Source organism: Phytobacter ursingii (genome assembly GCF_001022135.1).
Classification (GTDB): Bacteria; Pseudomonadota; Gammaproteobacteria; order Enterobacterales; family Enterobacteriaceae; genus Phytobacter; species Phytobacter ursingii.
Genome location: NZ_CP011602.1, coordinates 4969691 through 4983887 on the forward strand (window position 1 = coordinate 4969691; position 14197 = coordinate 4983887).

The 14197-nt window shown below is 56.4% G+C and carries 14 protein-coding genes; 7 read left to right on the forward strand and 7 right to left on the reverse strand.

All coding sequences use genetic code 11. From position 1 onward, the window contains the following. Positions 1-36 precede the first annotated feature (36 nt). The 6 genes from AB182_RS26935 to AB182_RS26955 all read left to right on the forward strand — a co-directional run bounded on the left by AB182_RS26935 (position 37) and on the right by AB182_RS26955 (position 6578). A complete protein-coding gene (locus AB182_RS26935) occupies positions 37-1356 on the forward strand; it encodes a gluconate:H+ symporter (RefSeq protein ID WP_047372749.1) in 1320 nt (439 codons plus the stop codon). Between the two features lie 70 nt (positions 1357-1426). Next, the gene (idnR, locus tag AB182_RS26940) at positions 1427-2425 is read left to right on the forward strand and encodes a DNA-binding transcriptional regulator IdnR (RefSeq protein WP_047372750.1); all 999 of its coding nucleotides are present in this window, start codon (positions 1427-1429) and stop codon (positions 2423-2425) included. Positions 2426-2572: 147 nt separating this feature from the next. Next, on the forward strand, positions 2573-4510 hold the full coding sequence (locus AB182_RS26945) for a methyl-accepting chemotaxis protein (protein WP_047372751.1): 1938 nt from the start codon (positions 2573-2575) through the stop codon (positions 4508-4510). Positions 4511-4513: 3 nt separating this feature from the next. Then, complete coding sequence (locus AB182_RS32430; protein WP_139153735.1) at positions 4514-4747, forward strand: hypothetical protein; 234 nt, start codon at positions 4514-4516, stop codon at positions 4745-4747. Beyond that, positions 4735-5487: a hypothetical protein gene (locus AB182_RS26950; RefSeq protein ID WP_139153736.1), complete on the forward strand. Its 753-nt coding sequence runs from the start codon at positions 4735-4737 to the stop codon at positions 5485-5487. The genes AB182_RS32430 and AB182_RS26950 overlap by 13 nt, the downstream gene beginning before the upstream one ends. 116 nt (positions 5488-5603) lie before the next feature. Beyond that, entirely contained in the window at positions 5604-6578 is a 975-nt protein-coding gene (locus tag AB182_RS26955; RefSeq protein WP_047372753.1) for an AEC family transporter, read from the forward strand. A gap of 46 nt (positions 6579-6624) precedes the next feature. Here AB182_RS26955 and AB182_RS26960 read toward each other — a convergent pair whose 3' ends face one another. Beyond that, positions 6625-7419 carry an SDR family NAD(P)-dependent oxidoreductase gene (locus AB182_RS26960; RefSeq protein ID WP_047372754.1) on the reverse strand — a complete coding sequence of 265 codons (795 nt, stop codon included), beginning with the start codon at positions 7417-7419 and terminating at the stop codon, positions 6625-6627. Between the two features lie 243 nt (positions 7420-7662). On the opposite strand from AB182_RS26960, the gene AB182_RS26965 reads away from it, so the two are divergent. Further along, complete coding sequence (locus AB182_RS26965) at positions 7663-8769, forward strand: iron-containing alcohol dehydrogenase family protein (protein ID WP_047372755.1); 1107 nt, start codon at positions 7663-7665, stop codon at positions 8767-8769. Here the strand turns inward: AB182_RS26965 and nikR are convergent. Genes nikR through nikA form a run of 6 tightly spaced genes read right to left on the reverse strand, consistent with a single transcriptional unit; the run spans position 8717 to position 14048 of the window. Further along, entirely contained in the window at positions 8717-9166 is a 450-nt protein-coding gene (nikR, locus tag AB182_RS26970; protein WP_047372756.1) for a nickel-responsive transcriptional regulator NikR, read from the reverse strand. The genes AB182_RS26965 and nikR overlap by 53 nt on opposite strands. After that, positions 9154-9942 (reverse strand): nickel import ATP-binding protein NikE, encoded by a 789-nt coding sequence (gene nikE, locus AB182_RS26975; RefSeq protein ID WP_047372757.1) that lies wholly within the window; start codon positions 9940-9942, stop codon positions 9154-9156. The genes nikR and nikE overlap by 13 nt, the downstream gene beginning before the upstream one ends. Next, positions 9939-10703 (reverse strand): nickel import ATP-binding protein NikD, encoded by a 765-nt coding sequence (nikD, locus tag AB182_RS26980; protein WP_047372758.1) that lies wholly within the window; start codon positions 10701-10703, stop codon positions 9939-9941. The genes nikE and nikD overlap by 4 nt, the downstream gene beginning before the upstream one ends. Continuing rightward, positions 10703-11536: a nickel ABC transporter permease subunit NikC gene (gene nikC / locus AB182_RS26985; protein ID WP_047372759.1), complete on the reverse strand. Its 834-nt coding sequence runs from the start codon at positions 11534-11536 to the stop codon at positions 10703-10705. The genes nikD and nikC overlap by 1 nt, the downstream gene beginning before the upstream one ends. Beyond that, complete coding sequence (nikB, locus tag AB182_RS26990; protein WP_047372760.1) at positions 11533-12477, reverse strand: nickel ABC transporter permease subunit NikB; 945 nt, start codon at positions 12475-12477, stop codon at positions 11533-11535. Before nikB ends, nikC begins: the two co-directional genes overlap by 4 nt. After that, positions 12477-14048, reverse strand: a complete 1572-nt coding sequence (gene nikA, locus AB182_RS26995; protein ID WP_047372761.1) for a nickel ABC transporter substrate-binding protein — start codon at positions 14046-14048, stop codon at positions 12477-12479. Before nikA ends, nikB begins: the two co-directional genes overlap by 1 nt. Between the last annotated feature and the right edge of the window lie 149 nt (positions 14049-14197).

Below are 14197 nucleotides of genomic sequence, written 5' to 3' on the forward strand. Positions count from 1 at the left end.
GCGCTGCTGGTTCGGCACATAACAAGAGACAAGATTATGCCATTACTGATTATCGCGGCAGGTGTAGCGCTGCTGCTGGTCTTAATGATTGGTTTTAAAGTGAATGGGTTTATTGCCCTGGTGCTGGTTGCCGCCGTTGTCGGGTTTGCCGAAGGTATGGATGCGCAGGCCGTGTTGCACTCCATTCAGGGAGGCATCGGCGGAACCTTAGGCGGCCTGGCGATGATTCTCGGCTTTGGCGCCATGCTGGGGAAGTTGATTTCCGACACCGGGGCCGCCCAGCGTATCGCCACTACGCTGATTGCGACATTCGGTAAAGAGCGGGTGCAATGGGCGCTGGTCATTACCGGTCTGGTTGTGGGGCTGGCGATGTTCTTTGAAGTGGGTTTTGTCCTGCTGTTGCCGCTGGTATTTACCGTGGTGGCGTCGTCTGGTCTGCCGCTGCTCTACGTCGGAGTCCCGATGGTGACCGCGCTGTCCGTGACCCACTGTTTTCTGCCGCCGCATCCGGGGCCGACCGCTATCGCCACCATTTTTGAAGCCAATCTGGGTACCACCCTGCTGTATGGCATGATCATTACCATTCCGACGGTTATTGTCGCCGGGCCGCTGTTTTCGAAACTGCTGACGCGTTTTGAAAAAGCGCCGCCGGAGGGGCTATTCAACCCGCATATCTTTGCCGATCATGAAATGCCGGGTTTCTGGAACAGTATTTTCGCGGCGGTGATGCCCGTGATCCTGATGGCGATTGCGGCAGTTTGTGAAATTACCCTGCCAAAAGGCAACAGCGCGCGTGTTTTCTTTGAGTTTGTCGGTAACCCGGCGGTGGCCCTGTTTATCGCTATCGTGATCGCTATTTTCACTCTCGGATTGCGCAATGGGCGTAATCTCGAAAACGTGATGGAGATGGTGGGCGCCTCCATCGGCGCTATCGCGATGATTGTCTTCATTATTGCGGGCGGTGGGGCGTTCAAACAGGTACTGGTCGATAGCGGGGTTGGCAAATACATCTCACAATTAATGACCGGCACGACCCTCTCGCCGCTGTTGATGTGCTGGACCGTTGCCGCCGTATTGCGTATTGCGCTGGGGTCTGCCACCGTGGCAGCCATTACGACCGCGGGTGTCGTGCTGCCGATAATTAATGTTACCCATGCCGATCCGGCGCTGATGGTGCTGGCAACCGGGGCGGGCAGCGTCATTGCGTCACACGTCAACGATCCGGGATTCTGGCTGTTCAAAGGCTACTTTAATCTCAGCGTTGGTGAGACACTGCGTACCTGGACGGTCATGGAAACGCTGATTTCGTTTATGGGCTTACTGGGTGTGCTGACACTTAACGCCATCCTCCATTAACTTCATTTTCCGCAATGACGGCATTCCCTGGGGAAGTGGATAACCCGCTTCCCCCAGGGAGGGAGAGACGATGAGAAATCACAGAATTTCACTGCAGGATATCGCCACGCTGGCGGGGGTTACCAAAATGACCGTCAGCAGGTATATCCGCTCGCCTAAAACCGTAGCGAAGGCAACAGGCGAGCGCATCGCCATGATCATGGAAGAGATCAACTATGTACCCAACCGCGCGCCCGGCATGTTGCTCAACGCGCAAAGCTATACGCTTGGCGTGCTGATCCCCTCTTTCCAGAATCAACTGTTTGCTGACATTCTCGCGGGCATTGAGTCTATTACATCTGACCATAACTATCAGACACTTATCGCTAATTATAATTACAACAAAGAGTCCGAAGAAGAGTCGGTAATTAATCTGCTTTCCTACAATATCGATGGCATTATCCTCTCTGAAAAGCACCATACCGTTCGCACCGTTAAGTTTCTGCGCTCCGCCAAAATCCCCATTGTGGAGCTGATGGATGTGCAGGGCGCCAAAATGGATATGGAGGTGGGGTTTGATAATCGCCAGGCCGCCTTTGATATGGTGAGCACCATGCTGGCTAAGCGACAGCGGCGCAAAATTATCTATCTGGGCTCGAAAGACGATATGCGTGATGAGCAGCGTTTTTGTGGTTATTGCGATGCCATGAATCAGCATCAACTGGAGGCTTACCGTATCAATCCCCGCGCGAGTTCGTCTATCTATCTCGGGTCGCAGCTCATGGCCGAAGCCTTTAAATCCCACCCGGATCTTGATGGTGTTTTTTGTACAAATGACGACATTGCGATGGGCGCGCTGTTTTACTGCCGCGAACACGATCTTGCTGTTCCGGAACGCATTTCCATCGCCGGCTTTCATGGCCTGGAAATGGGCAAACAGATGATTCCGAGCCTGGCGAGTGTGATCACGCCGCGTTTTGATATCGGAAGAATGGCGGCGCAGATGTTACTGAATAAATTAAAAAATGACGCGCTCAATCACAACACTGTCGATTTGGGTTATCAAATTTATCAGGGAAAAACCCTCTGACGCCTTCCTGCATCCTCTGGCATTGCCCACTTCCGGATAAAAAAATTTCATCAAAATTACGGTGAAGTGTTAATTGGTTTTTACCGATATATGAAGCATGAGTTAATTGGGTTATTTGCCACGGGGCGATTGCCTGAGCGGGGAAACATGAACACACGTAAAAAACTCACAGCCAGAACACTCATGCTGGCGTCTATTTTTGTCACTATCACCACCGGGTTCCTGGTCACCATTGGCCTGTTGCTCTGGCAATCTATGGGCCAGCAGGAAGCGGTCGCCAAAAGACATCTCCAGCAAATTGCGCTCACTGAATCATTACGTGTTCAGCAACAGCTGGACTCGGCGCTGAATGCCGCGCGTGATTTGGGCAACAGCGCCTGGGCATTACATCAGGCCGGGTTAACAGAACGGCGTGGCCTGGACCAGCTATTGACCGATTATCTGCATCAGCATCCTGATTTCCTGTCGATGTCACTGGCCTTTGAAGCCAATACATTTGACGGTAAAGATGCGGAGTTTGCAGGGCAAGCGGATCAGGACCCGGCAGGCCGTTACGCGCGCTATGCTGACCGTGATAACAGCGGTAACCCGGCGCTGCACAACCTGGTGGATTATGAAACGCCGGGCAGCGGCGACTACTACCTTTTGCCGCGTCAGCGCCAGAAAGAGGTGATTATCGAGCCGTATATCTACCCCTATAACGGTGTGGATGTGATGCTGACCTCCATTGCGGCACCGATTGTCCGCGACGGTAAGTTTCAGGGCTCTGTGACCTCGGATTTCTCGCTGGACACGCTGCAAAAAATGATCGGCGCGATCAAGCCGTGGGAAGGCACGGGCTATGCGCTGTTGCTCTCGGCGGATAACAAAGTGGTTTCCAGCCCTGATAAGGCGGCAACGGGTAAACCCTGGACAGGGACGATCGGCGGTCAAGCGGTGATACGCACCGACGATGCCCTGTTAAAAGAACCGGCATTTGTCACCTGGCGCACCATCGATATTGGTAATAGCCAGACGCCGTGGAAACTGGCAATAGTCACGCCCGTCAGCGTCGTGATGGCCGAAGCGTGGCACTACCTGCGTAACGCCATCCTTCTGATGATCCTCAGCATTATCATTGTCAGCGTGGTGGTGGCGATGGTGTTCACCCGCAAGGTTGCGCGCCCGGTAGGCGGCGAGCCGACGGAGGCCTCAGAGATTGCGCTGTCCGTAGCTCAGGGGGATTTGAGTCATCAGATTTCTGTGCGTAACGGCGATAACAGCAGCATCTTTTATGCCCTGCATACCATGCAAGCCCAGCTCCGGCGTATCGTTGGCAGCATTAACGATGCCAGCCATTCTGTGCGGGCGGGAAGCAGTGAAATCGCAGCGGGCAACCTCGATCTGGCCTCCCGAACCGAAGAGCAGGCCGCAGCGATTGTGCAGACGGCAGCGAGCATGGAGCAGATTTCCGTGACCGTGAAAAACAACGCCGAGAATGCGCATAAGGCAACATCGCTGACGCAGAATGCGGCGCAGATTGCCGGGCAGGGCGAATCGCTGGTGGCAGAAGTGGTTGATATCATCGGCAAGATTGATGAGAGCGCCGGCAAGATTGGCGATATTAACAGTATCATCGACAGCATTGCTTTTCAGACCAATATCCTGGCGCTGAACGCGGCCGTCGAAGCGGCCCGCGCCGGTGAGCAGGGCAAAGGCTTCGCGGTGGTAGCCGGTGAAGTACGCAACCTGGCGCAGCGTAGCGCCAGTGCGGCCAGGGAGATTTCGGCGCTGATTGAGGAGTCATCCGGGCGCGTCAGTAAAGGGGTTACGCTGGTCAATGAAACAGGGGCAATGATGAAGCAAATCATTGCATCGGTTTCCAGTGTCCATCTGGTGATTGCCGAGATTGTGCAGGCGCTGGATGAGCAAACGAAAGGCGTGAGCCAGGTGAGCGAGGCGGTCAATCAGATGGATAGCGCCACCCAGCAGAATGCGTCACTGGTGCAGCAGATCTCCGCAGCCGCCATGTCGCTGGAGGAGCAGGCGAAGAACCTGGAAGAGACCCTGGCATTTTTCTCGGACGCGCGGCAGAGCTATTCGTAAGGAGTGGGCTATGATTTCGTCCCCGGTGTCGCTGCGCTAACCGGGGCTACGGCTGGTGCGGTTGGTAGCCCGGATAAGGCGCTTGCGCCGCATCCGGGAAGAGTCCCCGGTGGCGCTGCGCTAACCGGGGCTACGGCTGGTGCGGTTGGTAGCCCGGATAAGGCGCTTGCGCCGCCATCCGGGAAGAGTCCCCGGTGGCGCTGCGCTAACCGGGGCTATGACTGGTGCGGTTGGTAGCCCGGATAAGGCGTTTACGCCGCATCCGGGAAGAGTCCCCGGTGTCGCTGCGCTCACCGGGGCTACAGCTGGTGCGGTTGGTAGCCCGGATAAGGCGCTTGCGCCGCATCCGGGAAGAGTCCCCGGTGTCGCTGCGCTCACCGGGGCTACGACTGGTGCGGTTGGTAGCCCGGATAAGGCGCTTGCGCCGCCATCCGGGAAGAGTCCCCGGTGTCGCTGCGCTAACCGGGGCTACGGCTGGTGCGGTTGGTAGCCCGGATAAGGCGTTTACGCCGCATCCGGGAAGAGTCCCCGGTGTCGCTGCGCTAACCGGGGCTACGGCTGGTGCGGTTGGTAGCCCGGATAAGGCGTTTACGCCGCATCCGGGAAGAGTCCCCGGTGTCGCTGCGCTAACCGGGGCTACGGCTGGTGCGGTTGGTAGCCCGGATAAGGCGTTTACGCCGCATCCGGGAAGAGTCCCCGGTGGCGCTGCGCTAACCGGGGCTACGACTGGTGCGGTTGGTAGCCCGGATAAGGCGCTTACGCCTTATCCGGGAAGAGTCCCCGGTGTCGCTGCGCTAACCGGGGCTACGGCTGGTGCGGTTGGTAGCCAGGATAAGGCGCTTGCGCCGCATCCGGGAAGAGTCCCCGGTGTCGCTGCGCTAACCGGGGCTATGGCTGGTGCGGTTGGTAGCCCGGATAAGGCGCTTGCGCCGCATCCGGGAAATAACCTTTCTGCACTTCATACATCCGCAATATAACGCCAGGGCATTTATACAGACTGCTTTCACCCCACTGACTCACCTACATAAAACCCCTATACTGCCAAAAAACATAAAAATTATTCATTTTTACGATGATACAGGCAGGGTAACGGATGGAAACGGCGAGCTTTCTGGGGCAGCTTTCGCAGCAGATGCTGTTGTCTGCGCCTTTATTTTTCTTAATTGCATTAGGGTATTGCCTGGGGCGTTTTGCGGGCTGGCCTGAATCGGCAAGCGGCGTGTTTAATCGGTTTTGTTTCTCCGTTGCGCTACCTTGCATGCTCTTTAAAGTCATGAGTAAGTTCTATCAAAGCCCGCCGGTTGATATGCGTCTGCTGATAGCCTATTTCGGCAGTTGCTTGTTGATATATATCGTTGGGCGCATTGTCGCTAACCGTATTTTTGGCCTGGATGCGATCTCCGCATCGGTATTTGGCCTGGGCGGTATCTTTTCGAATAATGTCATGTTAGGCATTCCTGTTGCGGTTATTCTGCTGGGGCAGGCAAGCCTTGCCTCGGTTGCGCTGGTGCTGGTGTTCAATAGCCTGATTTTATGGACGCTGGTCACCGTCTCGGTGGAGTGGGCCCAGAGCGGCAGTTTTTCCTGGAAAGGTATCGGCAAAACCCTGGTCAATGTCCTGCGTAATCCGCTGATTATCGGCATCTTCTCGGGATTCGCCTGGAGTGCGACCCATCATCCCCTGCCACAATTTATTGATGGCCCGGTCTCGATGCTGGGACAGATTGCCGCGCCGCTCACGCTGGTGACGCTGGGCATGAGCCTCTCCCACTATAAAATCAGCCAGGGATGGCGGGAAAGCTCGGCCATTTGTCTGATTAAACTGCTGCTGATGCCGGGGCTGATTTGGGCGCTCGCTTACGCATTGCATCTGCCGCAGCAGGAGAGCCTGGTCGTGGTTTTACTGGGTTCAATGGCGGTGGGGATAAACGTTTATCTGATGGCGCAGAAATTCAATGTGCTGCAAGGGGCGACGGCAACCAGTATGCTGATTTCCACCCTGCTCTCGACCCTTACCACGCCACTATTAATGATCATGATGTCCCGTTTTTACCCGGCATGGCCATAGATGTTTCTCCAGCAGGGCAGCAGTATGCAGCCCTGCTGAAAACGCGTTACAGGATGTCGTCCACCACACCACCGTCAACGCGCAGCGCCGCGCCTGAGGTCGCTGACGCCTGGGTCGAACATATGTAGACCACCATGTTTGCCACTTCTTCAACCGTTGCCGCCCGCTGAATAACGGAGCTGGGACGGTTGGTCATCACGAACTCTTTCGCCAACGTTTCCAGTGATTTGCCGGTTCTTTCCACTTCATCCTGCATCATAGCGGCAAAGCCATCGGAAAGGGTCGGGCCTGGCAGCACGCTGTTGACCGTCACGCCACTTCCGGCGACAAATTTCGCCAGCCCGCGCGACAGTGAAAGTTGCGCCGTTTTGGTCACGCCATAATGAATCATATCGGCAGGAATATTGCGCGCCGACTCCGAGGAGATAAAAACCACGCGACCCCAGCCTTTTTTCACCATGGCCGGCAGCAGCGCGCGGGCAAGACGCACGCCTGACATCACGTTGGTTTGCCAGTAATTTTCCCAGGTTGCATCATCGGTAGCATAAAAATCCTGCGGCCCGTAAATCCCGGCATTATTGACCAGAATATCGGCATCCGTTGCCGCGCTTAATAAGGCTTCAACACCCTCCGCCGAACTCAGGTCGGCAATGGCGGTACGTACTTTTGCGCCCGGTACGCGCTCATTGAGCGCCTGGAGCGCTTTGTTCACCGACGACTCGCTGCGTCCGTTAAGGATCACTTCCGCGCCGCTTTCGGCAAGCCCCGTGGCAATGGCGAAACCAATGCCGCCCGTGGAAGCGGTGACCAGCGCTACTTTCCCACTCAGATCAATTTTCATTCTCTGCTCCTTCATTTTTATGTGAATGCGATGGAATAAGCGTAGCACTTAGCCTGAACAGCGACGTCGGGATGGTCATCTGGGTTACACAAAAGAATATGTTCACAATTAATGCCAATATTACTTAGCTGATATTTTGATATCGATATGAAAATAGAAGAAATAGAGATCATTGTTTTTAATTTTTATTTTTGTAGCATGGTGAGATAAAGCGAAATAATTCGCGTACACATGGAAATGCCAATGCTTGCGATAAAAACTCCGCAGACCTGGTTTCACCAGTCTGGTATTCGTCATGACGCAGGAAAATATATTGCGCCGCTTACCCGGCATATTTTGATAATTACCAGCGTAAAGGCCTGGGCGCAGGTCAACCCTGGGCTGGAAGAGAGCTTACGCGCCAGCGGTATCCGCTGGCAGACCGAGATCATGACCGGTTACTGTACCGAAGATAATGTTGCCCGTTATGTGCAGCGGGCAAAAAAGCTGGGGGTGCAGTTTATTGTCGGCGTCGGCGGCGGTCGCGTTCTGGATACGGCTAAAGCCGTGGCCGATACCCTTGAGGGCGGAGAATCCATCACTATTCCGACCCAGGCAGCCACCTGTGCGGCCTGGTCGCCTCTGGCGGTTTTCTATACGGATGAAGGCGCACAAATCAGTAGCCAGGCTTTACGCACGCTGCCGCGCCTGGTGCTGGTGGATAGCGAAGTGATTGCTCGTAGCGACGTGCGATATTTAAAAGCGGGTATCGTTGATGCGCTGGCAAAATCGTATGAATTTCGTCCCTATTTGCAGAAAAACCCCGATAACCTGGGGCTGCAATTAAAAGTGCAAAACGCGCGTCTGGCCGTCGATATTTATGAAAAATATGGGCAACAGGCCATTCACGATAATAAAGCCCAGGTGGTGTCAAATGCGCTGATCAATGTGATTGACGCCAATATTGCCGTGGCCGGTATGGCCAATAGCGTGCGCGGCGAAATTCCTACGCCTGGTGTGGCACATGCGATTCATAACCGCCTGACCCATGAACCGGCTTTGCGCCAGTGGTTGCATGGTGAACGTGTGGGATTCAGTCTGCTGGTGCAATCGATTCTGGAAAATGACAATAGCCAGCCAGACCCGGTATTACTGGCGCTGCTGCGTCAATATGACATGCCGTTAACCCTGGCGCCGCTGAAAGAGATCCGCCTGGCGGTCATCCAGGCGGTAGCGCGCAGTATTCCCTTCCCGCGTGATGCACTTGAGTATTTACCGTTCACGCTCGAACCGACGCGTATTGAACAGGCGCTGCGCCTTACAGAACAATATGTTTCAACCCGTGCGTATGCCCGTGATCTGGCGGGGTAGTCTCATCCGTGACGCACTGAAGGTGACCGTGACGCACGCCACGCTGGGCGATGACGCTATCAGCAAATTGCTGCACATCGCCCATTTTCCCTTTCAGGACGGCTATCTCCAGGCAGTCGTCATGGTTGATATGCACATGTAATGTGGCGACCGAGAGATCGTGATGGTGATGCTGTGTGGCGACAATGCGGCTCGCCAGATCGCGTTTTTCATGTTCATACACATATGACAGCACCGCATAGCCCTGGGTGTTCTGCTCGCATGTTGCTTGTTGGGTGAGCGCGTCGCGCAAAATATCCCGCAGCGCTTCGGAGCGATTGTTATAGCCGCGGCGCTGGCTGAGATCGTCAAGGGTGGCAAGCAGGTCATCATCAAGCGTAACGGTTACACGTTGCATGGCAGCGCTCCTGAAATTCGGGGTTTGGGAAAGGCAGGCAGGACGGCCTGTTGCAGCGCCTGCCCGGCCAAAGAGGTAAAACGTAATGGGTGAGTGACGGCAATATCTTCGGTGATATGACCGTTCTCCATCACCACCACGCGCTGACAAAAACGCTCCACCAGACGTAAATCGTGGGTGATAAACAGGCAGGCGATGCCCGAGTGCTGTTGCAGTTTTTTCAGCAGACGAATGATGCCTGCCTGCAATACCAGATCCAGACTGGACACGGCTTCATCAAGGATAAGCAGCGTCGGACGCGTCGCCAGCGCGCGGGCCAGGCAGACGCGCTGCAACTGCCCGCCGCTCAGTTGAGGCGGGCGCTGATCCAGCAGGCTGCTTTCCAGCTCCACATCGCGCATCAACTGTTCGATACGGGCGCACTGTTCCGTTTTGCTTAAGGTAAACAGATGGCGCAACGGTTCAGCGAGGATCTCACGCACCGTTTTACGCGGGTTGGCGGCGCTGATGGCGTCCTGAAAGACCAGTTGAATATCCCGGCGGAAATCCTTTTTCATTGCCCCGGACATTCTGGCAAGTGACGTTCCCTGCCAGATGATATCGCCGCTGACTGGTCTTTCCAGCCCAACCAGCAGGCGCGCCAGCGTGCTTTTGCCGCAGCCGCTACGTCCTAATAACGCCAGGCTTTCCCCGCTGTCGATCGAAAGGGAGATGTTCTCCAGCACCGGATGAGTGTGATAGCGGTGGGAGACGTTAGAAATCGTGAGTAAATTCATTGGGTAAGCTCCATCCCGTACAGCGCAAGGTGTGCCGCCACCAGGTTGCGTGTTACAGGATGTTGTGGCGCGCTAAACAGCACATCGACACTGCCCTGCTCAACGATACGTCCTGCCTCCATCACCGCAACGTCATCAGCGAGTCGCGCCACCACGCCCATATCATGGGTGACCAGCAACATGCCGCAATGGCGGGTCTGTAAGAGACGTTCGAGCAGATCGAGAATTCTGGCCTGTGCCACGGCGTCGAGGTCGGTGGTTGGCTCATCGGCAACAATAAACGCCGCGTCGCTGAGCAGCGCCATGGCGATCATCATGCGCTGTAACATGCCGCCGCTCATCTCAAAAGGATAGAGTGTCAGTACCCGTTCCGGCGCATCCAGCCCAACGTCGGTCAGGGCGGCAATAAGCGTGGCGTCATCCGCCGGTTTGCCCAGCGCCAGGCAGGTTTCCCTGGCGTGCGCCGCCATGGTTCGCAGTGGATTAAAGGCGCTGCGCGGGTTTTGCATAATGGTCGCCACCTTCAGTCCGCGCAGCGCCTGTGGCGAGATCGGGTGACCATCCGCCAGCAGCGTGCCCGCCGTTTGCCGTACACCCGCAGGCAATACGCCGAGCGCGGCAGCGCAGGTCAGCGATTTCCCGCTGCCGCTTCCGCCCACCAGCGCCAGCACGCGTCCGCGTTTAAGGGTGAGTGAGACGTCATGGGTGAGAGGACGCTGCGCCTCAAGGGTGAAATTTCGCAGTTCAAGTTGTGCAGGCATCAGTGAGCGTGCTCCGTTTCCAGATGAGGATCGAGGCGGTCACGCAGGGCATCGCCCACCATGTTAAAGGCCATCACGCTGATAAACAGCGCCAGCCCCGGCCACAACATTTGCAGCGGCTGCGTCCAGATATACTGACGGGCATCGTTAATCATCACTCCCCATTCGGCGGTGGGGGCGCTGACGCCCAGTCCCAGGAATGACATCCCCGCCACGTGCAGCATCATATGGCCGATATCCAGCGTCGCCAGCACCAGCAGCGAGGGTACCACGGCACCGGCCAGGTGGTCGATAAACACCTGCGTATAGCTCGCCCCGCTAAGACGGGCAGCCAGAATGTACTCGCGGCTACGCAGAGAAATCACCAGGCTGCGTACCATGCGCGCATACCAGGCCCAGTGGGAGAGCGCGATGGCGATGATCACATTGGTCAGCCCGGTGCCGAGCACGCCGACCATAAAGAACGACAGGATCGAGGTGGGGAAGGTCATAAAGACATCCGCTACGCGCATAATGGCCTGATCGATGCGTCCTCCGGCCAGCCCGGCGCAGCCGCCGAGCGTCAGCCCCAGAAACAACACCAGCAGAAGGCAGGCCATGACCGAGCCTAAGGAGACGCGGGTGGCGCTCATCAGACGGGCAAAAATATCGCGTCCAAGATGATCGGTACCCAGCCAGTGTTCACTGCCTGGCGGCAACAGGCGCGCAGGAAGATTGATTGCCTGCGGGTCATAGGGCAGCCACCACTGGCAGGTCAGGGCGATGACCAGCAGCAGCGCCAGAATCAATACGGCAACGCGTACTGACCAGCGGGCAGAGCGCAGAAAATTCATGCGTGCGCTCCTTCATGATGACGAATTCGCGGGTCCAGCGCGGCGCTGAGCACATCCACCAGCAGGTTACATAGGGCGAATACGATGACCATCACCAGCGTAAAGCACTGGATCACCGGATAGTCGCGGTTGAAGATGGCCGACACGGCATAGCGGCCTATGCCCGGCCAGGCGAAGATGCTTTCGATAATCATCGTACCGCCAATCAGTTCACCCACGTGCATGCCGAGCGCGGTGATCACTGGCAGCGAGGCGTTACGCAAAATATGCTGACGCTCGGTCTGTTTTTCACTCAGTCCACGCAGCCGCGCCCAGGTGACATGCCGCTGCCCGGCGGCTTCCAGCATACTGGCGCGTAACAGGCGAGCATTGATGGCGAGCGACATAAAGGCAATCGACACGGCGGGCAGCAGGATATGCTGCCAGCCGCCGTAGCCCATTGCCGGTAGCCATTGCAGATAAACCGAGAAGAACATCACCAGCAGAAAGGCCAGCCAGAAGTTGGGCATTGAGACGCCGAGAAAGGCAACCAGACGCACGATATAGTCCGGCAGGTTATTGCGGTGGCGCGCGGCCCAGATGCCCAGCGGTACAGAGGTCAGCAGAATCAGGATCAGTGCGACGCCCGCCAGTTGCAATGTCGCTGGCAGGAAGTGCAGGACATCATCCAGCACCGGGCGCTGGGTCGCATACGAGAGACCAAAATCGAGATGCAGCGCCTGCCATAACCAGTGCAAATACTGCTGCGGCAGTGGCTTATCCAGCCCCAGCATGATGCGCGTCGAGGCCACCATCTCCTGCGTGGGTGGCAGGTTCGACAGGCGCAGATAATCCAGCGCCGGGTCGCCCGCTCCCATGCGCAGCAGCAAGAAGATGACCACCGAGGCAGCGAAGATCATCGGGATAAGCAGCAGTAAACGGCGAATGACATAGCGCAGCATTAGGGTTTCACCGGGGTAATGTGTTCAAACGGGATATCACTGGCGATAGGGGCGAAAGGAATCACGCCCAGCTCAGGCTTCGCCACCACCAGCGTAGAGACGTAGCTGATGGGCAGATAGACCGCCTCGTCATGCAGGCGGGTCAGAATGTCGCGATAGAGGCGCTGGCGGTCGGTTTCATCGCGTGTCGTCAGTACCTCGCCAATTTCTTTGTCAATTTGCGCTTTATCCGGCAGGCCAAGCTGCGCCTGGTAATCCGCATGAGACGGGACGCGCATGGAGCTTAAGAAAGCATGCGGGTCGTAAGGCGCTCCCCAGGTACGGTTGAAAATCATGCCAAAACGACCGTCGCGCTGGCGGGCGTAAATACTGCTCTCTTCCTCGCCCACAAGTGCCGTGTCCACGCCGATGTCGCGCAAATTGGCCTGGATAATTTCGGCCATCGATTTGCTCATTGCATCGGTGCCGATAAACGCCAGTTCGACATGTAGCGGCTGGCCCGCTTTTTCACGGATGGTTTTGCCGTCCGGCAGTTTCCAGCCGTCGGCGTCCAGCAGCGCACGGGCTTTTGCCGGGGAGTATTCACGCGCTTTCAGACCGATATCGGCGTATGGCACGGTGGGGGCGAAGAGTGTGTCGGCCACCTTCTGGGTGCCGTACAGCGTGCTATCAATCAGCGTCTTTTTATCGACCGCATAGTTGAGCGCTTCACGAACGGCCTGTTCGTTGGTGGGGGCTTTGGCGGAGTTCAGCGCCAGCATCACCGTTTCGACCGGGGCGGAAAGCTGGGTGCGTAACGCCGGGTTCTGACTGAAACGGGAGAAGGTGTCGAGCGGCAGTAGCCCTTCGTTGCCGTACAGCAGGTCGATATCGCCGGTTTCAAACGCCACCGCGCGACTGGTCGGGTCCGGGATCACTTTGATGGTGATTTTGCTTAATGCCGGTTTTTCGCCCCAGTAGTGTTCGTTACGCACCATGACGTCGTATTGATTCAGCTTTGATTCCTGCAACACCCACGGCCCGGTGCCAATGGGGGCCACGATGCCGTTCATGGTTTCGTGATTTTTGAACTGCGAGGGGGCGATAAAACGGAAGGGGCGGGGCAGGGAAAGCTCTTGCAGGAACGGGTAATAGGCGCTTTTCAGGGTAATTTGCAGTTCGCTGTCGCTGAGCGCTTTCACGTCGGTTATCTGGTTGGCGAGCTCAAGCCAGGCATGTCGCTGGCGGTTATCGAGCACCGCGCGGAAGTTCTCTACCGCCGCCTGGGCGTTAAATGGCTCACCGTTGGAGAAAGTCACGTCGCCGCGCAGGGTGAAAACCCAGGTTTTGCCATCTTCGGATGAGGTCCAGCTTTTTGCCAGCCAGGGCTTCACCGTGCCGTCAGCCTGATATTTCACCAGCGGCTCGTAGACCATGCTTTGGGCGAACATCTGGTTTGGCGTATAGAGGTGCGGATTAAGTGGTCCTGCGTTGACCGGCCACGCGGTGGTCAACTCCTGAGGGGATGAAGCCTGAGCAAAAAACGCAGTACAGGCCAGCAGTAACGCACTAAGAGAGCGAAAGGACGACATGGTTTTCCCTGAAAGTCTGCCACAAAAGGAGTATGACGATTTTATTGATTCATCATACGAATGCGGTGCGCGGGATCAAAAAAGGCATAAGAAGCGTGTGGAAATAGAAAAACGATCACATCGAACTGGTCAGCGGAAGGCGGCGGTGG